Source organism: Parashewanella curva, assembly GCF_003675895.1.
Lineage (GTDB): Bacteria > Pseudomonadota > Gammaproteobacteria > Enterobacterales > Shewanellaceae > Parashewanella > Parashewanella curva.
On the sequence record NZ_ML014812.1, the window covers coordinates 1 to 25,225 of the forward strand.

A 25,225-nucleotide genomic window follows, 5' to 3' on the forward strand; every position below is an offset into this window, starting at 1 on the left:
ATATGACAATAAAATTCGCCTAGACGGTTTTGATGAGTTAAGGGAAAAGATAGTAAGGCTAATAGGAGGTCACACGTTAACATTCTATAAAATCAAAAAAGTGACCTAGGGGTCTGATCAATGTCTGTACTATGTTTTTTCTTTCGTTTATAGAACAACTTATCACACAATACATTTTTAGGTTAAATGAGGACGACATGACTACAGCAAGTGTATCGACCAGTGTGTGGGATGGTGTATTGACCAGTGCAGCTACTGGGGCGGGTTTCGGCTTACTAGGAGGTCCAGTGGCATCTGCCACAGGTGCGCTTACAGGAGGAGGAGGCCACTTGTTTGCTAATGTCATTAATCAATATGTATGTGAACGGATTAACCGACAATACCACCCCTTGGCTGAGTTTATGACTAGAACAGGTGTTAGCACATTAGCCATGACAGCCTCTGGGCAGCTCTTACGGCCAGCCATTGGGGTGGTTGGGAATTTAGTCACTGCAAGTGCTTCAAAACTAGGAGGGGTGATAGCCACTAAAGCGGGGGCATCTGCTTGTAATTATTTTAGAGTGGAAAAGAGTAGTTGGGTGAGAACAGGTGTCAATATGGGTTGTGGCTTTATTGGTGGTAACCTAGGCGCTAAAGTCGCAGGTGCTGCAATCGGAGAGACTATTACTCCAGAAGAGGGGAAAGATAATGCAGATGCCCCCCAAGCATCTAGCCAAGCCTTTCAAGAGCCTGAAGTAGCGGATTGTGTAGACGATATTGGATGTCTATATATGGAGGGAGACCCTATTCCTTATACGGTAATACCAGAGCAAAAAGGTGGGAATGCCACTTTGGTAGAGCGGAATGACGAATTTGGTGGGCAGTGTCTACCGATAGTAGAGTGTGATCATTCACAACACACCAACGCCATGAAAGAAGGAGATATCTGCTTTGCGCTGAAATATCGAGTTGTTGATTGCAGTGAAAGGACTTTTCCTGATCAGAAAGGGATAATATTAGATCTCGATGCCCCTGAAGGCTCGTGGGGGGCACCAGTGTGCAAAAGTCCAATTTTTGAGTGTCAGCGATCATCTGATTCAGACACAATCTATTCAGATGATCCCCAAGAAGCCTTAATTTCACTTATAAGCGAAGCAAGCGAAGAAAGCGAAGAAAGCCAAGAATCAACTTAGCAGCACTATAAACAAAATGGCTAACTCTGTATTTAAAACTGAAATGTTCTTGATTTTTCGATACAGAATTTAAATTCAGTAATATCACATACCAATTCCGACTATGACTTTTCTTTGTTGATATAGCCGCTTAGTACACAATGACCTTTCAAATATTACTGGTTGGAGGGTTTTATGGCTACTGCAAATGTATCGACAAGTGTGTGGGATGGTGTATTTACTAGTGCGGCCACAGGTGCAGGTTTTGGCATGTTAGGTGGTCCTGTTGGCTCTTTTGCTGGAGCCGTAACAGGTGGTGGTGGTCACCTTTTAACGAATGTTCTACATAAATATGCGTGCGAGCAGGTGAACCCCAAATATCAACCAGCGGCTAAGTTTGTAACTGGTACAGTAGTGAGTACCGCATTCATGGCGGGTTCTGGACAATACTTTAGACCAGCTGTTGGAGTTATTGGTAACTTGGCCTCTGCCGGTGCTTCCAAAGCTGGTTCAGCGATAATGACCAAGGTGGGTGATTATGGTTGTAATTATCTTAAAATGGATAAAAACAGTTGGGGAAGGACTGGGGTCAATTTAGTGTGTAGCATGGCTGGTGGTTACGCAGGGGCTAAGGTCGCAGGATGGGCAATGGGAGAGCCAACGGCTCCAAAAGGAAAACAAAGTACCAGAGAAGCCCCAGAGGGCTCTGGTGAGCAAGAAACATCTTCTACTAGTGAGTCCAGTGCGACAGAGCAGCAACAAATGACTCAGAATTCATCTTCCAATGAGAATTTAGAACCCACCACAACCGAACCCGTGATTGAGCCGACTCCCACAACCTCGGAAGTACCGACGAGTCCAACGACGGAATCCCCACAACCTTCAGTTTCGCCTACTTCAACGCCAGAGCCAGAATTTTATGATTGTGTTGATAATATTTACACAATTAATGGTGATTCATTTGTCCCTGAGCAGCCTGAGGGGATAGCCACTGCGGTTCGACAAGCCCAATGTGTACCATTGGTGGAAGCTGGGCATTCACAATTTACCGAACCATTGAACAGTGATAGCGAATTTGCACGGGGTTATCGAATCGTTAATTGTTCAGCTAGTACTTGTCCCGAGCATCAAGGGATTATTCTGGATAATACTTTACCCCGAATCCCCTTTGCAATTGATGATCTTTCTGTGCCGCTTTGCGATAGGCCCGTTACTGGTTGTATGCCAAAGCTTGAATCTGTGACTTCAGCTTCCTCCCAATCCCAAACAGCCTCGGCTTCAGCTAGTGTTTCTGTACCTCTTGAAAGTCCTGCAGCGGATACGAGTTCACAAGCACCACAGCCTCCAGTTACACCAACACCTGAACCAGAGTTTTATGATTGTCTTGATAATATGGTGTGTAAGTTTGCGCCAGGTGATGAAACAGCATATCAAGTTGTGCCAAAGCAACAAGAGGGAGTGGCGACACTTATTGAATCGAAACCATGCTTTCCTTTCGTCGAGTGTGCACGTATACCGCCAGATCGTCAGCAAAGGATAGGGCAGACAGACTTCTGTTTCTATGAACAAACCCGATATGTGGACTGCTCTCAAAATACTTTCCCTGGCAAGCAGGGAATTTTGGAGGATTCCAATTCAACTTTATTACCTGATGGGTCTGATTGTCAAAGCCCTAATCTGGAATGTGTGGCACCACCAGATCCAACTAGCTCATTTAAATCTGCCAGTGATACACCAACACCTAAATCGCAGACTAATAACGTACCTCTGGAAAGTCCTGATCTGACGACAGTCGACCCAACGAACACAGATCCAGGCAGTGCTTCACAAACAGATGATGCTCAAGATTCAGCAACTGATTCAGTACCACCTGAAAGCCCAGTGCCACCTGCTCAAGCTACTAGTTCAGATAAGTCTAATGTCGATTCCACAACAGCACAATCTAAAACCGCCTCACAAACGCCACCCATTCAAAGTGAAAGCCCTATACCACCTGTTAATTCAGAATCACCAAAACCCGACCCAACAACGGGGCAACCCACAGCATCTTCTCAATTGCCATCAATGGAAACTGAAAGCCAAATCCCACTTGATAGCACAGATGCACAGAAACCCAGTTCGGGCAAATTTGCTGTAGACTCTACGACTGGACAGCCAAGCGTTAAACCGACATTTCAACTTGATTTCCCTGAAGGCTTACAAGCGCAACACTACATTATTATTGGTGCTAGTGCTGTAGCAGTCCTTATTGTGGGTGTAGTAACCGTTGTAACTATAGGGACTATTTGCATCATCAAAAAAAGAAATAAGGATGGGTCTGTAGACATCACGGCTGGTCGACAAAAGCCAGGAACTAACGAAATCATTGAATTAACACCAACGGAAATGGAAGACTCCGATGTTCAAGCGACGTTGCAACGATATCGAACAATGGAAGAACTGCCTGAGCCTCAAACTCAATCTAAGCCAACCGCATTAGGACACCGAAGAACGCCATCACAGGCAGCGCCAACTCAATCGGCTTCTTTGGCAAAGCCGCAAAATAGAGCGGGTGAACGACGAACTGATTATCCCGTTGCTGCAAGTACTCAGCCTAAACCAGCCACTCTATCAGTACCAGAAACTAAACCCTCAGCTGCGGCAGGTGTTTTACCTCAACCCAGTCAGCTACCATCAACGGGGCAGAGTCATCAACCCGTTAAGGCTCTTGTGACTGCTCCAAAGACAGAATATCCGATCGGTGCAAGTGCTAGGCCGAAGCCAGCTTCAGCTGCTGGCATACAACGAGGATCGAATTCGTCTCTTCTCAAAGAATATGATTTAGTTGACCCATCTGAGACTGAAGTTTGAACCCTTAGAGTTTATTTTCCGTCTATCAAGGCGAAATGATGTTTCTATGACTGTTAAGGTACGAACAAGTAAGGAACATTTAAAAAGCAGGCGTTAAAAAATAGATGATTTTTACTCCAAATATCTGTATAATATGCCGCCTGCCCACGTTACTTCGCACGTAAGGTGCGGATTTTGATAGCCATTTCGTTTGCTCGAAGGGGCAAGTGAAGGCAAATTTTACGTTACTTATCACTTGATAGGTAATTTGTGAAACAACGTAATTAACTTTGGGTTTTTGTAATAATGAAGACTTTTACTGCTAAGCCAGAAACTGTAACTCGTGACTGGTATGTTGTTGACGCTGAAGGTAAAACTTTAGGTCGCATCGCAACTGAAATCGCAGCTCGCCTACGTGGCAAGCACAAGCCAGAATACACTCCTCACGTTGATACTGGTGATTACATCATCGTAGTTAACGCTGAAAAAGTGACTGTAACTGGTAACAAAGCGAAAGGCAAAACATACTACTCGCATTCAGGCTTCCCAGGCGGAATTAAGCAAATCAGCTTTGAAAAGCTGCAAGCTTGTAAGCCAGAAATGATCATCGAGAAAGCGGTTAAGGGTATGTTACCAAAAGGTCCTTTGGGCCGCGCTATGTTCCGTAAACTTAAAGTTTACACAGGCGCAGAACATAACCACGCTGCACAACAACCTCAAGTTCTTGATATCTAAACGGGATTAAGCAAATGGCTGCAACTCAGTACTACGGCACTGGCCGTCGCAAAACTTCAACCGCTCGTGTATTCGCGAAAACTGGTAGCGGTAACATCGTAGTGAACAAGCGTCCATTGGACGAGTATTTCGGTCGTGAAACTGCTCGCATGGTAGTTCGTCAACCACTAGAATTGGTTGAGATGCTAGAAAAGCTAGACCTAAACATCACTGTTAAAGGTGGTGGTACAACTGGTCAAGCTGGTGCAATCCGTCACGGTATCACTCGTGCATTGATGCAACTTGATGAAGCTCTACGTCCTACTCTACGTGCTGCTGGTTTCGTTACCCGTGATGCTCGTGAAGTTGAACGTAAGAAAGTTGGCTTCCGTAAAGCACGTCGTAAGAGACAATTCTCTAAGCGTTAATTTTCTGCTCGGTATCGAGAATCAGAAAAGCAACGTTTCGACGCTTTACCAAAAAACCCAGCCTTGGCTGGGTTTTTTTATGGGCGTTGGGAAAATAGCTAAAGAGTAATAATGTGAACAACACCAGAAGCGCACATCTGATAGGCAGGAAGCCTAAATGCTATGAAGCACAAGGATGTGCGAGAATGGCCATGTGCTGACGACCGTGACATCCTGTCACGGACGGTTGTTTTATCACACTATTACTCTTACATCTGGATTTGTATGACGAGGTACATTTTTCAAGCCAAAAAAAATCCTCCCGAAGGAGGACTTTAAGCAGTTTAATCAGAGTTTAGATTAAACGGCTGATTGGAAGATCACTTCACCCGCTTTCTTAGTGTAACTTTCGATTTGGTCGAAGTTTAAGTAACGGTAAGTATCGGCTGCAGTTGCATCAATTTCTTTAGCATACTCTTGATACTCAGCAGGAGATGGTAAACGACCTAGGATAGCCGCTACTGCCGCTAGCTCAGCCGAAGCTAGGTAAACATTTGCACCAGTACCAAGACGGTTCGGGAAGTTACGAGTAGAAGTCGATACTACCGTAGACTTCTCTGCAACACGTGCTTGGTTACCCATACACAGTGAACACCCTGGAGTTTCGATACGTGCACCTACACGACCAAAGATACCGTAGTAACCTTCTTCAGTCAGCTGATCACGATCCATCTTAGTTGGTGGCGCAACCCATAGGCGAGTAGGTAGTGCAGTTGCGAACTTGTCTAGCATCTTACCAGTGGCACGGAAGTGACCGATGTTAGTCATACATGAACCTACGAATACTTCGTCGATCTTAGTTTCCGCAACTTCAGAAAGCAGTACCGCATCATCAGGATCGTTTGGCGCACAAAGGATTGGCTCTTTGATGTCGTTTAGATCGATTTCGATGATTTCAGCGTATTCTGCATCAGCGTCTGCTTCCATTAGCTCAGGGTTCGCTAGCCACTCTTCCATCGCCTTAATACGACGCTCGATGGTACGACGGTCGCCGTAACCTTCAGAGATCATCCACTTAAGCATCACGATGTTTGAGTTCAAGTACTCAATGATTGGCTCTTTATCTAGCTTGATGGTACAACCTGCTGCACTACGCTCAGCGGATGCATCAGAAAGTTCGAACGCTTGCTCAACTTTCAGGTGCTCAAGACCTTCAATCTCTAATACACGACCAGAGAAGGCATTGATCTTACCCGCTTTCTCAACAGTCAAAAGACCCATTTGGATCGCTTTGTGTGGGATTGCATGTACTAGATCACGAAGGGTGATACCCGGCTGCATTTCACCTTTAAAGCGAACCAAGATTGATTCAGGCATATCCAGTGGCATAACGCCCGTCGCAGCAGCAAATGCAACCAAACCAGAACCCGCTGGGAATGAAATACCTAATGGGAAACGAGTATGCGAGTCACCACCAGTACCTACAGTATCAGGCAGAAGCATACGGTTTAACCAAGAGTGAATCACACCATCACCTGGACGAAGTGATACACCGCCACGGTTCATGATGAAATCAGGTAGAGTGTGGTGAGTGTTCACATCAACTGGCTTAGGATAAGCCGAAGTGTGACAAAATGACTGCATGGTTAGGTCTGCACTGAAACCTAGACATGCTAAGTCTTTTAGCTCATCACGAGTCATAGGACCTGTGGTGTCTTGAGAACCAACAGAAGTCATCTTAGGTTCACAGTACTGACCAGGACGAACACCAGTAACGCCACAGGCTTTACCAACCATTTTCTGTGCTAGGGTGAAGCCTTTGCCTGTATCAGCCACGTCTTGTGGACGAACAAATACGTCAGAAGCGTCAAGACCTAAGGTTTCACGAGCACGGTCAGTTAGACCACGACCGATGATTAATGGAATACGGCCGCCAGCGCGAACTTCGTCCATCAGTACGTCAGTTTTTAGTGCGAATTCAGAGATCACTTCTTCTGAATCGTGGCGACGAACTTTGCCTTCGTATGGGTAAACGTCAATTACATCACCCATGTGCATTTGGCTAACGTCTAGCTCGATAGGTAGAGCGCCTGCATCTTCCATGGTGTTGAAGAAGATAGGAGCAATTTTACCACCGAAGCAGAAACCGCCAGCACGCTTGTTTGGAACGTTAGGGATATCATCACCCATGAACCAAAGTACTGAGTTAGTCGCAGATTTACGAGAAGAACCCGTACCGACTACGTCACCAACGTATACCAGTGGGAAACCTTCTTGTTTCATGGCTTCAATCTTTTTGATTGGACCCATTACGCCAACTTCATCAGGCTCGATACCTTCACGGGCGTTTTTCAGCATCGCGAGTGCGTGTAGTGGAATGTCAGGGCGAGACCATGCATCTGGCGCTGGCGATAAGTCATCAGTGTTGGTTTCACCGAGTACTTTAAATACGCGTAGGCTGATTTTTTCAGCTAGCTTTGGCTTAGAGGTAAACCATTCAGCATTAGCCCAAGACTCAACCACTTGTTTAGCGAAAGCATTACCTGCTTCCATTTTCTCTACCACATCGTGGTAAGCATCAAACATCAGCAAGGTGTGAGAAAGTGCCTTAACTGCCAATGGTGCTAACGCTTCATTGTCTAGTTGAGCAATCAATGGCTCGATGTTGTAACCACCTTGCATTGTGCCAAGCAATTTAACTGCATGCTCAGAAGAAATAAGTGGAGAAGTGGCTTCGCCTTTGGCTAGTGCATCTAAGAAACCTGCTTTTACATAGGCGGCTTCATCTACACCAGGCGGGATGCGGTTTTCAAACAGATCCAGAATGATCTCTTCTTCACCTGCTGGTGGATTTTTTAGTAATTCGATTAAATCAGCGACTTGTTGAGCGTCAAGGGGTTTTGGTACAACTCCTTCTGCTGCACGCTCTTCAACGTGTTTGCGATAAGCTTCTAGCACGGCAACATTCCTCTATTGATTACACTATTAAAGTGCTTGGACAACAGTATGGCTTGAATTACGTCTGCATAAACAACAGAGAATAAGCTCAAGTACTGCTTTTATTTTTTGGGGGGATATTATACACCAGCTTTAAAAAAGTATGAATCAAGTCACATAATTATTGGACAATCTTAACGCTAAATTAACCGAATTTTTGTCAATAAATCGTTATACTTGAGCTGAATTTTAGATTTTTGAGTAAGCAAATGTCATTGAATGAAGCACAAGCTGTTATTTTTGATATGGATGGCGTATTAATTAATTCTGAGCCGGTATGGCAACAGGCAGAATTAGAGGTATTACCGAAATATGGTGTGCCACTGACTTATGAAGACACTCTAATGACCACGGGAATGAGAGTCGATCTATTGGTCGATTATTGGCATCAACGTTATCCGTGGACGAATTATGATAATAATCAAGTAAGTCAGCAATTAGTCACAGCTGTGGTTGATTTTATTCACCGTGACGGTCAGCCGATGAATGGCGTAATTGACGCTCTTAGTTTTTGTCAGCGGCAAGGGTTTAAAATTGGCCTAGCGACATCATCGCCTATGGTATTGGTGGATGCTGTTTTGGATACCTTAAATATTCGCCATTATTTTGAAGCCATCAAATCGGCTGAAAAGCTGGCCTATGGCAAGCCTCACCCAGAAGTGTATTTAAATTGTGCGAGTGAGCTGGGTGTTGACCCAAGTCGATGTGTAGCTATTGAAGATTCATTTAACGGACTGATTGCAGCAAGAGCGGCATCAATGCAAACTATTGCGATTCCGGCTAAAGAACAACAGCAGCAGAGTCGTTGGGTTATAGCTCATGAACAACTTGAAGATTTGACTCAACTGGCATCTGTATTCATGGCTGGGGCAGTGACAATTGAGTGATTTTTGTGCCCTTACCCTGTTCAAGAATGAGGCTGCGTAAAGATTCGTTATGAAACATAGGGTGATCAACGTGATCATTTACGGTTATTCGACCGTCTTCGTGGTGGCGTAGTCCAATTAATAATGTATCTTCTGCGGTTATTGCGTCAGGCAATAGTGCAAAATGACTTGCTTCAGGTTCCTCAATAACGACACAACGCATTCTTGAATGATGTTCGGCTGATGCTTGATTTATTTGAATACTGGCTTGGATTGCTTGCTCATACGTTTACGCTCTTTTGTGTTCATCTGTTCTTGGCGTAAGGGTTTATTTTCTTTTTCAAGTAATTGGTATGCTTGAATCCTTAGATCTGTAAGCTGTCGAAAATCATAAACTGGCCGCCATTCAGCTCGTCTAACGCCCTCCATTGTAGTGGAGTCACTGATGTTAGGAACATTGAGCTGATGAATAGGGGTGGAATGTCCTCTCCCTTTTTCTGAATTGAAGTAATAAGCGTATGTGCTTTCTTGAACTCCCACTACTTGTTGTACGCTAAAAGGGTTGTGATTTGGGCCGCATAATTCATTAAGTTGGTTCATTGCCTCGTTGGCTTTCTCTGTGCTGTCAGACAATAATAGCTGTTTCAAATGCAAAGCCACTTCTTGGGAATTGGTTCCACTAATAAAGTCTTTGAGCTTATTGAGTATTGAACTGAATTTTTTTTAATTTGCTCGGGTGTCGATTCTTTGATGAGTTGTAATTCTGATTCAGAAAATTTACGAGGAATGGGTATGATTCCTTGCCCTTGTATTGAAATTCCAGACATGTGCTTTAGCCTATTTATGAAACATAACATAAATATAGACGATTCATACAAATAGGCGTTTAGGACTTTAATTCTTCGAACATAAAAAAGCCGAGTAGAAGTGTTCCACTCGGCTTTCATTTAAACGGTAGAAAAATTACCAGATCTTCACACGCTTATCTTCTGGCAGGTACATCTTATCTGTGTCTTTAACCTCAAAGGCTTTATAAAACTCAGGGATATTACGTGGCGTACCCATAGCACGGAAGTGGCTTGGAGAGTGAGAATCGGTCAATAGACGTTTTGCTAGCTCTTCATCGCGGTAGTTACGACGCCATACTTGTGACCAACCGATGAATACACGTTGCTCACCAGTAAAGCCATCAATAACAGGTGATGGTTTGCCATTTAGGCTCATTAGATAAGAGCGGTAAGCTACGGTCAAACCACCTAAGTCACCGATATTTTCACCCAGCGTTAAGTCACCGTTAACGAATTTACCCGGTAGTGCTTCGTACTTAGAGTATTGCTCAGATAGTGCCTTACCACGTTTTTGGAACTCTTCTTTATCTTTGGCTGTCCACCAGTCACGTAGGTTACCGTCACCATCGTATTTAGCACCTTGGTCGTCAAAACCATGGCTTATCTCATGACCAATAACTGCACCGATACCACCGTAGTTTACAGCGTCGTCTGCTTCCATGTTAAAGAATGGAGGCTGCAAGATAGCCGCAGGGAATACGATTTCGTTCATTACTGGGTTGTAATAAGCGTTCACGGTTTGTGGTGTCATAAACCATTGAGTTTTATCGATAGGTTGACCAAGCTTGCCTAACATATCTTTGTACTCAAACTGAGTGTAACGTAGGTAGTTACCCACTAAGTCGTCACCTTTGATGGTTAAGCCTGTGTAATCTTTCCACTTATCTGGGTAACCAATCTTATAAGTAAATTTAGACAGTTTCTCTTGAGCTGCTTTCTTGGTTTCAGGCGTCATCCACTCAAGTTCGTTGATGCTGACTTCAAAGCCTTTGATCAAGTTTTTGATCAAACCTTCCATGCGCTCTTTAGCTTCTGGCTTAAAGTGCTCTTTAACGTACTGTTGACCAACTAGTTCACCAATGACATTGTTCGCCGCATCAACCGCTTGCTTCCAACGTGGCTTTTGCTCTTGAATGCCTTGTAGAGCTTTATCGTGGAACTCAAAGCTTAAGTTAGCAAACTCAGGAGTGAGCAATTCAGCATAATTATCAACAAGGTGGAAGCTTAGGTAGTCTTTCCATGCATCTACAGAGAATTTGTCGAACTGTTTGCCTAATGCTTCGAAGTACGATGGCTGGCTTACAATCACTTCTTTAACATTGCTGCCAATACCGACGTTTTTAGCGAAGGCTTCAAAATCAACATTACCGAATAGGCTGTTTAGTTGCTTGCGATCCATCTTGTTGTAACGAGCATTGGCGTCACGAGATTGAACGCGGCTCCACTGATTTTTTGCAATGAAGGTTTCCATTTTCATTACGTTTTCAGCCGCTTTATCCGCGTCTTTAACGCCAGCTTGAGTTAACAAGTCTGTGATGTATTGCTGCATTTGCTTACGGTTGTTAGCAAACTTTTCATCATCTTTTAGGTAATAATCTCTATCAGGTAGAGTTAAACCAGATTGATAGAAATAAACTGCGTATTGATCGGACTTTTTAGCGTCGTTATTAACATAAAAGCCAAATGGAATACCACCACCGTTGATCATCAGCTTACCCATTACCGCAGCAATGTCTTTATGAGTCTTGGCTGAATTGATTTCAGATAACAGACCATTAAGCGGGGTAATGCCCAGCTCTTTGATTTTGTCAGTATTCATGTAACTGGCATAAAAATCACCGACTTTTTGCGCGCTTGAGCCATCAACTTTGTTCGGCTGTTTTGCGGTTTCTTCAATGATTTTCTTCAGCGCGTCTTGGCTTTTCTCGTATAACACAGAGAAAGCACCGTAGTTTGACTTATCACCTGGAATTGGAGTGTTCTTAAGCCAGTGACCGTTTACGCTGTAGTAAAAGTCGTCTTGGAAACGAACGTGAGTATCAAAGTTTTCTTTTTCAATACCGGATTGAACCACAGGTTTTGGAGCTTCAGTTTTTACAGTTGTTTGTTGTGCTTCTTGTTTACCACAACCTGCAAGACCTAGGCTGATGGCAACACTAAGTGCCAGAGCGCTGACTTTTTTCATTTTTATTCCTTTGTTCTGAGAGAGAACTGAAAAGGCAACTGGAAATGCTCACTCAAGCTTGAGTGTTATGCTTTCCAGTGGCCTTTTCCAATTATTTTTCAACGGCTCAACATAACAAAAGCAAGGGTAAAGGAACAGAGAGAGATGTAACAAGATGTAAAAAAATACCGCTCATAGTGAGCGGTATTCAATATTAATATGCAAAAAACTGTCTTAGTTAAATGGGTTAACTAAGATCATAGTTTCGTTGCGATCTGGACCCGTAGAGATAATATCTACTGGTGTTTCAAGCAGTTCTTCAATACGTTTAATGTAATTGATCGCCGCTTGTGGCAGTTGTTCGATAGAAGTTGCACCAAAAGTGGTTTCTTCCCAACCTGGCATAGTTTCTAGAACTGGGGTTACGTTTTCATAACCTTCAGCGGCTAGTGGCGTTTGGTGAGAAATACTGCCATCAGGCATTTGATAGCCTACACACAATTTCACTTCTTTTAGACCGTCTAATACGTCTAATTTAGTTAGGCAGAAACCGCTGATAGAATTAATTTGTACCGCACGCTTCATGGCTACGATATCTAACCAGCCCGGACGACGTTTACGGCCGGTAGTTGCACCAAACTCGTGACCTTTTACCCCTAAGTGATCGCCAATTTCACACTCAAGCTCAGTCGGGAAAGGACCTGCACCTACACGAGTGGTGTAAGCTTTGATGATACCTAGAACATAGTCTAAGTGACGTGGACCAAAACCACTGCCCGTTGCTACGCCGCCAGCGGTAGTGTTAGATGAGGTAACAAACGGATAAGTACCGTGGTCGATATCAAGAAGGGTGCCTTGAGCACCTTCAAAAAGGATAGGTTGACCGTTCTTACGAGCTTGATCAAGCAGCTCGGTTACGTCAACACACATTGACTTCAAGTAGTCCGCAAGCTCAAGCGTATCTGCTAAGGTTTTATCGAAATCAACCGCTTCAACTTTGTAGTATTCCGTTAGCATGAAGTTATGGTAATCCATCACTTCTTTTAGCTTTTTCGCGAATAGCTCTTTATCGAATAAGTCACCTACGCGTAAACCACGGCGAGAAACTTTATCTTCATAAGCTGGGCCAATACCACGACCAGTCGTACCAATGGCGTTGTTGCCACGTGCTTTTTCACGTGCCATATCTAAAGCGCAGTGAATTGGTAAGATAAGTGGACAAGCTTCAGAGATCATCAGACGCTCTTCAACTGGAATGCCACGCTCTTTAAGCATGTGGATTTCTTTCATTAGCGCATCAGGTGCAAGAACAACACCGTTACCGATAATGCATTTCACATTGTCGCGTAAGATACCTGATGGAATAAGATGAAGTACGGTTTTTTCACCGTCAATGACTAAGGTGTGACCAGCGTTATGTCCGCCTTGATAACGCACTACATAACTTGCCTGTTCTGTCAGAAGGTCGACAATCTTACCTTTTCCCTCGTCACCCCATTGAGTGCCGAGAACAACAACATTTTTACCCATTTTTCGCAGTCGGTTGTGGTTAAAACGGGATTTTAACAGATTTTCGCATTAAAACTAGCCACTTTACGTTTGCGTTACAGAAAAATGAATATCAAAACACAGCCAGCTGTTACAAGTGCACCGCCAAGGCGTTGCAAAGACTGAGGTGTTTGTTCTGAAATAGAAGCTAATACTTGCTTCCACTTATTTGGGGTTAATAATGGGCCTAACCCCTCAAAAACTAATACAACCCCTAAAGCGAGCATGATGGTGGCGAATGTCATTTTTCTCTCGTCAATTATCTCTATTAAGCTATTCTTGATTTTACATATGTGCAGTGATTTGTGAATATACCCGTGATACCTCAAGATGCAACTTTTCAGTGCCTCTCAGCACATCATTATTCGAGGCGTGAAGTGAAGGACTAGGGGTCTAATGCAAACTTTCACAACAAAGAAGAATGTTCGCTGAGAGTCACACGCAGTGCGAGTTTAATTGCCATTTATGCTTCGTTATTTATCCTTGAAATAGAACCACTATTACTTCAGATAAATGCCTTGCCTAAATGGCAATTAATTCTCGCTGAAAGAGTGCATCTTGAAGTACCACGGGTATATATCAGACAGAGTTAAGATGCAGTATGCAAATGTCCATGAAACTTCGTCTTCAAAAAAACTGGGTATAAAAATACTCAACGAGCATAATCCTCTACCATATTCTTGAATTTTATGTGTCGATATTCTGCGCAACTATCTGGTTTTTCCCCAAATTTACTTGAAGGTACAGCAGTGAGTCGCTATAGTTCCAATCAGTGTCGGAATGTAGCGCAGCCCGGTAGCGCACTGTCATGGGGTGTCAGGGGTCGGAGGTTCGAATCCTCTCATTCCGACCATTTTTCTTCTTGTTTTATATAGCTTTTTTCTCTTTTACCGCATCCTAAAACATTAAAGTGCGCAAAACTGGCGCAAAATTCGCGCAAAACCTCAGATGATTTACAGGTTTTTTTCGATTACTCATTTCTGTAGCGGCACGGACGGTTGCGGAAATGAGTTCGGCTAATTTTGGAAATTGATTTGAAGGGTTAAACTTAGTTTAAACTATCTTTAAAGCTTATTCGTGAAGGGTGCTTAACTGCCTTGGCCACCAAAGCAATAGTGTCGTGAATGATTACACTGCCAAGGCAATTAAGCTAAACGGTTACGCTTCTATGATAACCAAGGGCTTACCAATACTTCAACTATCTTGTAGTTAGGGTTACTCTCACCATTAGCTAGATACTCCCTTTGGAATAGCTCCATAGCTTTCTGTCGATACGCTGGCGGTACTACAATCAAGTTTGGTCTAATGCGAAGTGGTCTTCCATTGTCGGCTTTAGTCGCAAACATAGCGTCGTATACTTCTGCAAAGTTTTCCTCTGTTAATCCTTTAGAAGAGCAGGCTGCTAACTGCCACAAAGTATACCCAGCATTACCACGAGCACGGACACCATATTTATACTCATCAAGCATGAATACGCTATCATCAATATTCTGACCATTTGCGTTTACGCTCTCTAACTGAGGCTTTACTCGTTCTTGCCAGATTAGAGGCTTAAGTGCTCTGGTTGTATCGAGCAGATAAAACTTAGGCTTTTCGTCTGCTTGATCACTTGGCTTAAACAGATTTGATATGGTTTCGCCGTTCGCTTGATGGTCAGTATCAAAGAAGTTTTGACCGTCATAGCATAGCTGAGTTGTACCCTTTTTCAGTAAGTCATATATATACTCGTCTGGGTATTCGGCTCCGTTACGTCCCATTTCTTCAAACAGCGGTGAATACTTCCCATAGTCGTTATCTTCGAAATCTGTTCGTTTCACTTTGATTGAAGCTTGAAACAGTTTATTAGTCACGCTGTAGTCGTGGTCTGCTAGAGTTTGTACGTTACGCTCTCCAATCCATTCACTTAACATTGGGAATTCACCAAGGAAACCATAACCAGTTGATGCAGAGGAAGACTGAACAACGGTTGAAAGTTTTAGGTAGTCAGGTGTAAAACCTTCCATCCCTGATTTGAATTTAGCGGTAAACGCAGTACTTGCATGATGTATTACATTAGGGTCTGGCATGATAAATCCTTATTCTTTATCCTGTTTTGATTTTGCAAATTCTTCTGGTGAAACACCTGTTTTTCGGCAGACTTCAAGTTCTTCAGGTGTTAAGTTGTGTTTGTTTTGGTTGCCGCCAAGCTTTATTCCTTGGGCGCTCAGGGCTTCTGTTTGTGTGATTTTTCCCAAATATGGAATACCAAAACCAGCGACCGATAGTTTTTCTGTTAGTTCTTTGAATGAATCACGGCCTAGAGTCTGCCGAACTGTCAGTAATTCATCTTCACTAGCCTTTGGAAAACCGAATTCTCTAACTGCTGTTTCAACATCAAGATTGCAAAGCTCTGTTTCTCTATTTTCTTGTTGTTGTCTTAGTTCTGCGAGAATCTCAACGGGATTTGTGCCGTTTAGGTTTAACAGCTGTCCTATTTGAGATAGTGCGGATAGTTGTTCATTTTCATGAATGCTTTGACCTGAACTTAGTAGAGCTGCCATTTCTAAGGCTGGCTGATTGGTCAAAGCAATGTTATTGATACCAAGAATGGTTTTTTGCTTCTTATCAGTCTTTTCGATTTTCAAAGATGGTGAAATATAGCGGTACTTTTTTTCTTCAATCAGTTTCTTGGCTTCGTCTGTCCACTCTACATGAGCAAATATACCTTCTTCTCTGACCTCAAGAGCCTTAACCCACCCCGCAGCCTTTTTACTTTGTGATAGTGCGTTTTCGAAAGAGTGATCAAAGTTAACGTGCATCTCAACCAATTCACGTTTTGAGTTATTCACGACTTGCTCACTGTCGTTTAAAATAAACTCTCTACCGTCAACAGCTTTAATAAATTGCTCATTGGGTAAAACCTTAATCCATTCAGGAGCCGATTTGTTATCCAGCTCTATGGCTGTATTTATTTTGGCTGGTTCTTGTTTCATGATATTGCCTTAATAGCTCGTTCTGCTTCAATAGCTTTAGCTGGGTTAGCGGTAGCACTTCGCCATTCTTTTAAAAACTCTCGGTGATCTTTAAGAATTTGATGGATAGTTCTTTCTGTTAAATCATACTTTTCAGCAAGTTCTAGGGAGTTTTTGCCATTAAACTCATCATAAATTCTTAGATCGCGAATTATTTTTTGTAACCGTTTAGATTGGGGTAAGTAGATATGGCGACCTCCTAGAAAGATAGAAATTTCTACGATTAACCTATCTGCTAACCCATCTTTATGAACACCCTCTTGCTTTAAGCGTTTATCAAACAGCTCCATGATGGCTATTAGATCGGCTGGATATCTGTTTCGAATTAAGTTTCGGGTGAATGCAACTTTTTCATTATGTTTCTCTGATTTTCCTGACATCACTTTTCCTTCATGAACCGTTCTAACTCATAGCTTAGATATTGTGTAAAATTGTTGGTAAAGAGATGTCTCGGTAAACATAGAAAGTAATCGGGAATAAACAAGAAAGAGCAAAAAAGGCTTGAATAACAAGAAAGTGCTACAACAACGAGGTGGAGTCCCCTATAAAAACTGAAAGTCGCACTTTGCTTTCGATTTTTTTGTTTAATTTGTGTCAAAGGAATGGCAACGCTTGCGATCTCATTTCAAATTAGTGTTTAACACCTGTTTAAATCGCTCATAAATCGAAAAATGAACTCTTTTGATATGGTTATCACTTAGATAATTGAAATTAGGCTTAAATTGAACCTGATAAGATTTTTTATTACTTGCCAACTTGGAAAGGAAAGAGCTTTTGTAGGTTTTGATCCCACATACCGACACCACGTCTCAAAATTGGGGCGTAACGTCCAGTATTGAACACTCTTTTCAAGCGCAATTGATCACGACCTGAAAACTTGCGCTGACGGTTATTAATGTTCTTATCTGCTCTGAGCCTGACAAGATACCCAGCAAGCTCCAATGCTCTGAGATAACAATTAATCGTTTTAAGATTAGCTTTCGGTATTGTTTGCAGCATTAAAGCGGTATCCACTCTTTCATGTATGCGAATGGTATTCCAAATGCTTTGTTGAACTTTTGTTGCTTGGTGCTTTATTTGACTGTAGTTGCCTTTCCCTACTCTAGGGTTATTTGTCGGATCAATTTGGTAGATGAAAGGGCGAGTATGAACACCAATGCCGCCCACTTTTAAAACTGAGCCTTGCTTTACCATCTTATTAATAAAGGTTCGGCACTGCTCCAAGGGCATGGCAACCTGATCCGCTATTTCAGATACGGTAAACGTATCCTTTGCGGTCATGGCTTGCCATGCTTGGAGAGTCTTGGCGGTTGGTTTGCTCATTTGCTTTGGTTTATCTGTATCTATCGAGCATTAGACACTAGAGCTTGTGACTTGGCTGTTGAAACATCTTTAGCCATTAGTAAGGCCAAATGTAGAGCTTTGCGCTCGTTCTCACCTAAGTCTTTAAAGCTCTGAGTATCATTAAACAGATAGAGCATACTGGATAGGTTGCTCTCCAGTTCTGCCAGTTTGTAGGCTGAATCATGGAAAAAGATCGCCTTGATTGCAGCTAAGCCGATTGCACAATCCATTTGCTCGGTGATTGGCTCAGGTTTAAGCATAGTAACCTCCTCTCAAGCTGTTCGTATTGCGAACGATTCAAATATACGCAACACGTATAACTAATGGGTGTTACTAGCTAGGGCTAAGGCTTTGGCTGTAGCAGTGTCTTTTGCTAAATTCAGAGCAAAAATTAACGCTCGTGATTCTTGGGGCGTTAGTTCTTTAATATGCTCAGATAATGATTCAAGCAAGCTAGAAATATCTTGATTTAACTCTTTAAGGTCTGGAAGTTTGTCTAACTGGAAAGCATTTACAGCGACTTGAGCTACAGCACATTTAACAGGGCATACTTCGGCTAGGTGAGTTACATTTTCTTGGTTTTTCATGGTGAATCCTTAACTTTTTTGAGAGAAATCACCTTTATTGAGGGTGACGGGACTCACTCTCGGCAAGTTAAGATGCCGCCGCCGATATTCCCCAAGGGGTTTTGTATTTTCGGCTGTCATCCCGTCATAGACTGACATTTTGCACCTGAATACAGGCACAAAAAAACCGCATTAACTGACGGGTGCGGATACCGCTTAACTTTTTTTGAGAGGATTTCAGTATGAACCTTAGCTTTATTTCTTGTCAAGAAAAACAACAAAAAAAATGTACTTATGGTTGATATTATAAGTAGGTTGTTTACACACAAAATTAATATCAGAGCCGTTGTTAGCTTTGGTTCATCGCTAGAAAATGATCCGTTTTGATAAAATATTAACTTGGTTTATTTTTGTTCAAGTAGAAAATTAACTTTCTCTTTGGATTAACGTCTTTTTCTAGTGTGTGCGTATTGCGTACATATAGCGAACAAAACGTTGATTTAGCGAGGTGTGGCAGAAAGGGACGTTAATATATTGAAAAGGACTATACGTCTTATTTTATCTCGTTCTAAAAGACGCTATATAGAGAAGCGGATCATGTTTCTCTATAACGGATCTATGATCCTTTTCATGTCATTTAAAAAGGGTCTTTAAAATACATAATTAAGTAGTGAAAAAACTAGATTCTGGGGGAGGTTTACTTGCTTTTTATAAATTTAAAATTTGATTTTTAAACTTGGTTTAACTGCTTGTTAATAATGGTTTTTCAAGAAAAGAAAGCGTATTTAATAGAAAGAAAGTCACTTTCTTTAAACATGTTTGTTAAACCAAGTAGACTCTTAACAGTTGAACCTATTCTCTATCAAATGAGTCATAGTAAACCCCATAAATATAAGGAGGTTAACCAATATGCTTACTGAATTTTTAAAGATTGGATAATTCCATGACTGCCCGATCTAAAAAATGAAAACCAGAGTATTTTCCAAAACTAGCCGAACTCGGCAAATCCGAATTTTCAAGTTTAAAATTTGACTATAACCCTTGTTAGCTCTGAATTTTCCCGCCAAATTTTATCTATTCTCGTTTATTCCCACATTTCCAAGACTAAGTGATCGGTTACAATTTCTTAAAATCTTCAGAAAATAATGGAATATTATAAGTTGATCGGCTTGAGACAATATTGCTAATAATGAAAATATTGGGTTAAATTTAATCCCTTTAATTTTAAAGTAATTTTTTCTGTTTTTTAGGGTTGAAGTAAATGAAAAATTCGATTCTCAATATAGTATTAATTGCTCTAGTCGCATTCTTACTAGTTTTCGGTATTTACGCTGTCAATTTCCCAAATGGGTTATCTGATCAAAACGTTGATTGGGGAAACTTCGGTTCTTTTTTTGGCGGAGTGCTAAGTCCATTACTGAGCTTTATTAGCATTATATATGTAGTTAAAGCTACTCAAGCGCAAATTAAAGCAGCAAGTGACTCAACTCGTGAACAAATAAATACTGCAAACAAAAACCTCAGACTAGAACTTATCGAAATAAAAAAAGAAAACCTTAAATCAGACATACTTAAAATGCTTGAAAAAGCTGTAGATAATGCACTCAAAGCTAAATCTACAAATAAAATGCTTGTCGCATTACAGAGCGTGTATTTCGAAGATATTGAATTCCCAGCTCAAGAGGGAATCGACTTTTATGTTCTAAGATACAAAAAAAATAAAATCGAAGCCCTTATTCCAACAAAACTTGATGTAGTACAGATGATTTCGACATATACATCATTAGTCCAGAATATTTATGAATATCGGAATGAGGCAATAACAGAGCAAGAGGCAAATAAGATTGCTTATCAACATTTGTACATAGAAGATAAAGGTTTTATATCAAAAGATTTAAGCGAGTTTACAAGACAATCGAATGAAATAACTCTGTTACTTTTTGACTTAATTGGTAATGGTTATAGTTTTGCGAGAGCACAGTACTATGCAAGGGCGATATACCCTCATATTGAAAAGCTTTCTAAATTTAGTATTTTTGATAAATTCGCTTTAGGTAATTTATCTTTAATATATACAGCACCAACTGAGACAAATCTTGATTTTATAGGTGCTTACAAAGACTTATTGGTAAGAGAGCTAAATTTTTCATTAAAAGTTTCACTAGAAAGTGAAGATATGAGTATTATTCAGCAACAAGACATAATTGAAACTCATACTGGTTCAATTCGCTGGTATCAAGTTTTAAAAAATACAAAATCTAACACATCATATATCAGAACACCTGATGGTATATGGGGAGAAGCAGGGTAACACTTGTTTGAACTCAATCTCATTTCTGTCGAAAAAGACAAAACTCTAGCTCAAACCTCAATCTCCGCAAAGGGAACCTCGACCCACTCGACATGGTTCTCTTTGTAGATTTTGGTACTTTTAGCATCGGTATGTGCCATGCGTGATTGAGGATCAACACCACTCACGTCAAATAGATGAGCGGCTAAAGCTCGTATTTCATGAAAGGTTGGTCGCTGTGATGGTTCTAGATGTTCGCAGCAGCCTACTTTATCTCTGACTTTTGAAAAAGTGCGGCTGATATAGTCGGGTGATACTTGGGTTAAATGCACAACGTCTTTGCTCAAAGCCCTTGGCGCTTTTTCTGGCAGACGATGCACCACAAAGGCGCTTACAGTTCTGTCTCGGCTGCGGTCAATAATGGCTTTGAGCTTATCACCAATTGGGATGGCAACATGGGCTGCTTCTTTATCGGCTACTTTCTGCCTATGAATATAAAGAGTGCCATACACCTTACCGATAGCCGATACCTTTGGTTTATCGAACCAACAGCAACCACATTGATGTTTGCTTGGCTCTTTTATGTTGTATTGAATACGAGAGATTTCCAATCGAGCATGAGTGGTTTGCAGTGACAAATCCATTGCTGTCTGAAGCCATAGTGGTGAAGCAGCGTGAATGATCCTATACCAATCAGACTTTAAGCGTTGCCTTTGTTTTTTCTCTACTCGCTTTTTCTTTTTCAGCACAGCAGGGTTGGACTCCATAATGCTTTCGTCCATTGCGTATGAAAATAGCTTTTTCAGCCACGCCACTTTGCGGTTTTGAACATTGGCGCTGGCATCTGGATGGTATTCATCTAAATAGGTATTAACGTGTTTTAAGGTGATATGGCTACTGGGTATGTTGTTGAAAAATTCTTTAGTGCGTTCAGCATCCATTTGCATGGTTTTTAAAAAGTCTTCTGATGGTTCTTCTTCTCTGATGATCCGCTCTAGAAGTGCATCAACGTGATCAGCAAAACAAGCCTCACCATACTTATAAGTATCTGTAAGCAGAGCTTCAACCGTAAGCGCAACCTCTGGCCTTGCGACTCGGTTATATTCTTTGGCTACGGCAATGGCAATTTCTCTTTCTTTACCGATAGCTTTAAAGCGGCCATCAACAAGCCGCAGCCTGTAAGAGCCTCTTCTTGGGTCGAAATATAAATGCTCAGGCAAGTGCTTTGATGCTTTAGAGCGTGGTCGAGCTGCCATTACAACCTCATTAAATCATCAACAATTTTGGTTACTTGCGAATCAATTCCAGCGCACTGATCATCAAATACATAAGCACACCCATTGATCATACGACCAGCTATGACACCATTTTGAATCCACTTTCTTATCGTGACGTGTGAAGGTGCCGAACCTTTGGAAAATTCTCGCTGTACCCATAGGGATGCTCTCATTAGTTTTGGTTGCATAACAAACTCCTACTTTGTAGAGGTAGATTGGAAAACCCAGCATTTCACTGTTGAAGGTTTACCAAGGTTAGGGTGTAATTTATTGAGTCGGTTATTTACAGCGCTATTTACAGGCTTGCGGCCAATGAACTTATGGAGCTTGCTGTCTTTTAATAGCACTTTTAGCTCGTTCAATAAAGGGAGCTTTTGTTTTCGAACTGTTGCTTCTTCCGAAAACTGATTGAGATTGATGGCGATGAATTTAGGATCTCTGGAGTGGTTAACAACACAACCATTTTCTCCTTCCAAGAAATCATACACTTCCCAAAATTCTTGTAACATAGGATGATCGGTACCGCAGGTGTGGGTACGTTCTATCGCCATTGCTTTTAATTGTTCATGAGCTTGAGCGATTTGTGTGGGAGTAATATCGACAACAAACCTCAGTGCTTCAACTAAGGCACACAAAAGCCCATGATTGAGGCTTATGCGATCATTGTTGATGATAGGATCTTCTCTTAACCATTTTTCAAGCTCAGGTTGGCGTTTCTCAATAAGTGTTAGAATTTCCGATTCTTTTAATACTGCTTTGATGATAAACCCAGACAATTCTTCAATTGGCCAACGCTTGAGTGTGTCTGAGGCCGCTCGGCTTTCTGTAGTGAAGTTAGTGCGATCAGTAAAGATGTGGATGATACGTTCTAAAATCGCTTTCGATGCACAAATAGGAGCGTTTTGGCTTATAACCAAAGCCCCTTTGAAAAGCGGTTCATTGGTATCATTTTGATGATTTTTGTTCCCTGTCGAACGAACTGCTCGGCCATTATATGCGGTTTTAAATTGATCCCAATTAAAGTTACTACCAGCCCCTGCGTTGGAATCTCCCCAATCGGCTTCAATCAATACCACCGGTAAGTTAGCGACCTGAGCTAAGTTACGACTAAGCCCTGCTTTACTCGACTTTAACGGATCAACACCTTCATGTTTGTTTCTGCCTGAAAGCTTCCACATTAACTCTATCAAGGTTGATTTACCTGTGCCGGGTTCACCAACCAATTCCAAAAAAGGATAAGCACCAAACATATCTCGGCACTGCTCTGCAAAGTAGCTTCCTAGCCAGAAAGCGAGAATGATGATGCCTTGAGCGGAGTAAGCCTGATAAAGATAATGAAAAAAATCTGGCCGCAGTTGGGTTAAGTCGTAATTAGGAGCAACGGGGATTGGATTTAAGCTCTTTAAGCAGATGCGTTTGATCACAAAGTAATCCTCTTCATTAATGGGGTAGAGCACACCGTCTTGTACCGCTACATTGCCAAATACATAAGATTTATGTTCGTGGCTGTAGCCAATAAAGTCGATAACTTTAACTTGCTTGATTTGATACAAATGATCTCGAAACCAGCGATTCAGTTGTAAAGTACTGCCCTCAAATATTGCACCACCTGCAACGCTGGATAATCGTCGTTTGAACTCTCCGCTTGAACTGATTTGAGCGCCAGTAAAGGTTTTTTTAACCGTTAATCCATAAGGAAAGTCAATTTGGAAGTAATACCAACTTTCATCAGAGTGGGGATTTTCTTGGAAGTACAAGGCTTGTGGGTGGCAGAGGCACAGTAGTTGAATGTTTGAAGCGTCTTTTAGGGCGGCCAATGGCTCTTCATCACTCTCGCTGGATTTATTGTATTTTTCAGCATTAAACTTAAACCAATACATGCACTTCTTAAATTCAAACGGAAACTCATATTCCCCCGTTTTTTGATACATCAATATGCCTTTGCTTTTGGCATCGGGCGCAATCAGCAGCTGTCCATAGTGTCGGTATTCAGATAAACGTTCTTGAGTTAACCGTTCTCGTTGGAGCAGATCATTCCAATCTAATGGCACTTTAGCTTCGGGTGGTAGTGCAGCAGTGACTTGCCAACCAAGCAGCCTAGCTCGCTTAACAAATTTCAATATAAAGGATTCGCCTGCTTTGCCTCTATCAAAGGCAAAAACCAAAGTAGGAAGTGGTTGATTCGAGAGCTTGGCTTTTAATCTGGCTAAGTCATGTTCAGGGAAGTTATTGCAGCTCATGACACTGACGGCTGGAATATCTATTTGCAGTAAGGAGAGGGCATCGAATATGCCTTCTGTGATCCACAGTTCGTTAGAATCTTCAAATGAGGCGAAATCAAAGTCAGGTGGTTGCCACCAATGGCCTTGATAGCTTCCTGAGAAATAGGCTTTCATCTTCCCAAAACGTTCTGGCTGATCAATAAAGCGTTCCCAAGTGGTACCATTGGATAAAGTGAACTTTACGGTAGCCGTACCAATTTGACGCTTACCACAATAGTAAGAGCTTTGCTGATACCAACCTTTGATCTGAGAAATTTTAATCCCTCGCCCCATTTGAAGATAAGCATCTGCGGCTGCATTAGGATTAGAAATCACGCCTGTATTGAGGTTTTGCTCACTGGGGAAACGCTCACTCCAAGAATTAAATAAGTCTGGATAGACCTCTTTGATATGCAGTTCATGAGCGCATCTGTTTAATCGCCCACAACGTAAAATCCAAGGGTTTTGTTTGTGGGTATACAGCTCTGACTCACCACAGCTCGGACAAATTCCTTTTTGTAAGTAGCAATCGTTTTGCGACTGAAACTTAAAATCTCTTGGCAATCTTGAAAGGATCTCTGAACGCAGTGTTGAGTACATAGCCAGTCCTCAAAAAGAGTCTAAAGACGTTGATCTAAAAATCGCTGTACTTTACGAATATCGTATCGAGGTCGACCAAGATGTTGATTTTCAGGTTGAGGAAAATTCCTGTGATAGCGCCATCTAAGAATGGTGGTTTTATTTACCCCAAAGTAACGGCATAAATCGGCGCAGCTATACCAGACTTGTTCAATCGATCTTTTGCTTGAAGAACTCATTACATATCCATAGGTATCTACATGGTTTGTCCAAAAAACGAACTAGCCAACTCTCTAAATGCTTCAATCTCCTCAATGGTATAGTTAGAAAGAACTTCGTTGAGCTGTAAAAAGACCCATAAGCCAGCTAATAA

At 41.8% G+C, this 25,225-nt stretch carries 22 protein-coding genes and 1 tRNA gene; 7 read left to right on the forward strand and 16 right to left on the reverse strand.

Annotation, left to right across the window (positions count from 1 at the left end; genetic code table 11):
* The first annotated feature begins 197 nt into the window (after positions 1-197).
* From D5018_RS16370 to rpsI, 4 genes are all read left to right on the forward strand, one after another.
* Positions 198-1,172: a hypothetical protein gene (locus D5018_RS16370; RefSeq protein WP_121840071.1), complete on the forward strand. Its 975-nt coding sequence runs from the start codon at positions 198-200 to the stop codon at positions 1,170-1,172.
* A gap of 174 nt (positions 1,173-1,346) precedes the next feature.
* On the forward strand, positions 1,347-4,001 hold the full coding sequence (locus D5018_RS16375; protein WP_121840072.1) for a hypothetical protein: 2,655 nt from the start codon (positions 1,347-1,349) through the stop codon (positions 3,999-4,001).
* Between the two features lie 285 nt (positions 4,002-4,286).
* Positions 4,287-4,715, forward strand: coding sequence for a 50S ribosomal protein L13 (gene rplM, locus D5018_RS16380; RefSeq protein ID WP_121840073.1), 429 nt, complete (start codon positions 4,287-4,289; stop codon positions 4,713-4,715).
* Between the two features lie 14 nt (positions 4,716-4,729).
* Positions 4,730-5,122, forward strand: coding sequence for a 30S ribosomal protein S9 (gene rpsI / locus D5018_RS16385; RefSeq protein ID WP_121840074.1), 393 nt, complete (start codon positions 4,730-4,732; stop codon positions 5,120-5,122).
* Between the two features lie 339 nt (positions 5,123-5,461).
* Here the strand turns inward: rpsI and acnB are convergent, their stop codons facing one another.
* Positions 5,462-8,059: a bifunctional aconitate hydratase 2/2-methylisocitrate dehydratase gene (acnB, locus tag D5018_RS16390; protein WP_121840075.1), complete on the reverse strand. Its 2,598-nt coding sequence runs from the start codon at positions 8,057-8,059 to the stop codon at positions 5,462-5,464.
* Between the two features lie 248 nt (positions 8,060-8,307).
* Between acnB and hxpB the strand changes: the two genes are divergently transcribed.
* A complete protein-coding gene (gene hxpB, locus D5018_RS16395) occupies positions 8,308-8,985 on the forward strand; it encodes a hexitol phosphatase HxpB (protein ID WP_121840076.1) in 678 nt (225 codons plus the stop codon).
* Here hxpB and D5018_RS21570 read toward each other — a convergent pair.
* The 5 genes from D5018_RS21570 to D5018_RS16420 all read right to left on the reverse strand — a co-directional run bounded on the left by D5018_RS21570 (position 8,957) and on the right by D5018_RS16420 (position 13,769).
* On the reverse strand, positions 8,957-9,187 hold the full coding sequence (locus D5018_RS21570) for a hypothetical protein (protein WP_133309318.1): 231 nt from the start codon (positions 9,185-9,187) through the stop codon (positions 8,957-8,959). The genes hxpB and D5018_RS21570 overlap by 29 nt on opposite strands.
* Before the next feature lie 29 nt (positions 9,188-9,216).
* On the reverse strand, positions 9,217-9,612 hold the full coding sequence (locus D5018_RS16400; RefSeq protein WP_121840077.1) for a hypothetical protein: 396 nt from the start codon (positions 9,610-9,612) through the stop codon (positions 9,217-9,219).
* 315 nt (positions 9,613-9,927) lie between these two features.
* Positions 9,928-11,997: a M13 family metallopeptidase gene (locus tag D5018_RS16410; RefSeq protein ID WP_121840079.1), complete on the reverse strand. Its 2,070-nt coding sequence runs from the start codon at positions 11,995-11,997 to the stop codon at positions 9,928-9,930.
* 213 nt (positions 11,998-12,210) lie between these two features.
* Entirely contained in the window at positions 12,211-13,506 is a 1,296-nt protein-coding gene (locus D5018_RS16415; RefSeq protein WP_121840080.1) for an adenylosuccinate synthase, read from the reverse strand.
* Between the two features lie 74 nt (positions 13,507-13,580).
* The gene (locus tag D5018_RS16420) at positions 13,581-13,769 is read right to left on the reverse strand and encodes a DUF2065 domain-containing protein (protein ID WP_121840081.1); all 189 of its coding nucleotides are present in this window, start codon (positions 13,767-13,769) and stop codon (positions 13,581-13,583) included.
* 531 nt (positions 13,770-14,300) lie between these two features.
* Between D5018_RS16420 and D5018_RS16425 the strand changes: the two genes are divergently transcribed.
* Positions 14,301-14,377 (forward strand) — tRNA-Pro (locus tag D5018_RS16425).
* 313 nt (positions 14,378-14,690) lie between these two features.
* Here D5018_RS16425 and D5018_RS16430 read toward each other — a convergent pair.
* From D5018_RS16430 to D5018_RS16455, 6 genes are all read right to left on the reverse strand, one after another.
* Entirely contained in the window at positions 14,691-15,590 is a 900-nt protein-coding gene (locus tag D5018_RS16430) for a Mu-like prophage major head subunit gpT family protein (protein ID WP_121840082.1), read from the reverse strand.
* A gap of 9 nt (positions 15,591-15,599) precedes the next feature.
* Positions 15,600-16,496: a phage protease gene (locus D5018_RS16435; RefSeq protein ID WP_121840083.1), complete on the reverse strand. Its 897-nt coding sequence runs from the start codon at positions 16,494-16,496 to the stop codon at positions 15,600-15,602.
* On the reverse strand, positions 16,493-16,915 hold the full coding sequence (locus tag D5018_RS16440) for a Mor transcription activator family protein (RefSeq protein WP_121840084.1): 423 nt from the start codon (positions 16,913-16,915) through the stop codon (positions 16,493-16,495). The genes D5018_RS16435 and D5018_RS16440 overlap by 4 nt, the downstream gene beginning before the upstream one ends.
* Before the next feature lie 364 nt (positions 16,916-17,279).
* Complete coding sequence (locus D5018_RS16445) at positions 17,280-17,858, reverse strand: hypothetical protein (RefSeq protein WP_121840085.1); 579 nt, start codon at positions 17,856-17,858, stop codon at positions 17,280-17,282.
* Positions 17,859-17,878: 20 nt separating this feature from the next.
* Positions 17,879-18,139: a hypothetical protein gene (locus D5018_RS16450; RefSeq protein ID WP_121840086.1), complete on the reverse strand. Its 261-nt coding sequence runs from the start codon at positions 18,137-18,139 to the stop codon at positions 17,879-17,881.
* Positions 18,140-18,199: 60 nt separating this feature from the next.
* Complete coding sequence (locus tag D5018_RS16455) at positions 18,200-18,466, reverse strand: hypothetical protein (protein WP_121840087.1); 267 nt, start codon at positions 18,464-18,466, stop codon at positions 18,200-18,202.
* Positions 18,467-19,706: 1,240 nt separating this feature from the next.
* On the opposite strand from D5018_RS16455, the gene D5018_RS16460 reads away from it, so the two are divergent.
* A complete protein-coding gene (locus D5018_RS16460; protein ID WP_121840088.1) occupies positions 19,707-20,756 on the forward strand; it encodes a hypothetical protein in 1,050 nt (349 codons plus the stop codon).
* 50 nt (positions 20,757-20,806) lie between these two features.
* Here D5018_RS16460 and D5018_RS16465 read toward each other — a convergent pair whose 3' ends face one another.
* Genes D5018_RS16465 through D5018_RS16480 form a run of 4 tightly spaced genes read right to left on the reverse strand, consistent with a single transcriptional unit; the run spans position 20,807 to position 25,091 of the window.
* Positions 20,807-21,991: a recombinase gene (locus D5018_RS16465; protein ID WP_121840089.1), complete on the reverse strand. Its 1,185-nt coding sequence runs from the start codon at positions 21,989-21,991 to the stop codon at positions 20,807-20,809.
* Positions 21,991-22,200, reverse strand: a complete 210-nt coding sequence (locus D5018_RS16470) for a hypothetical protein (RefSeq protein ID WP_121840090.1) — start codon at positions 22,198-22,200, stop codon at positions 21,991-21,993. Before D5018_RS16470 ends, D5018_RS16465 begins: the two co-directional genes overlap by 1 nt.
* Positions 22,201-22,209: 9 nt before the next feature.
* The gene (locus D5018_RS16475; protein WP_121840091.1) at positions 22,210-24,873 is read right to left on the reverse strand and encodes a toprim domain-containing protein; all 2,664 of its coding nucleotides are present in this window, start codon (positions 24,871-24,873) and stop codon (positions 22,210-22,212) included.
* Positions 24,874-24,893: 20 nt separating this feature from the next.
* Positions 24,894-25,091, reverse strand: coding sequence for a hypothetical protein (locus tag D5018_RS16480; RefSeq protein WP_121840092.1), 198 nt, complete (start codon positions 25,089-25,091; stop codon positions 24,894-24,896).
* Positions 25,092-25,225: the final 134 nt, after the last annotated feature.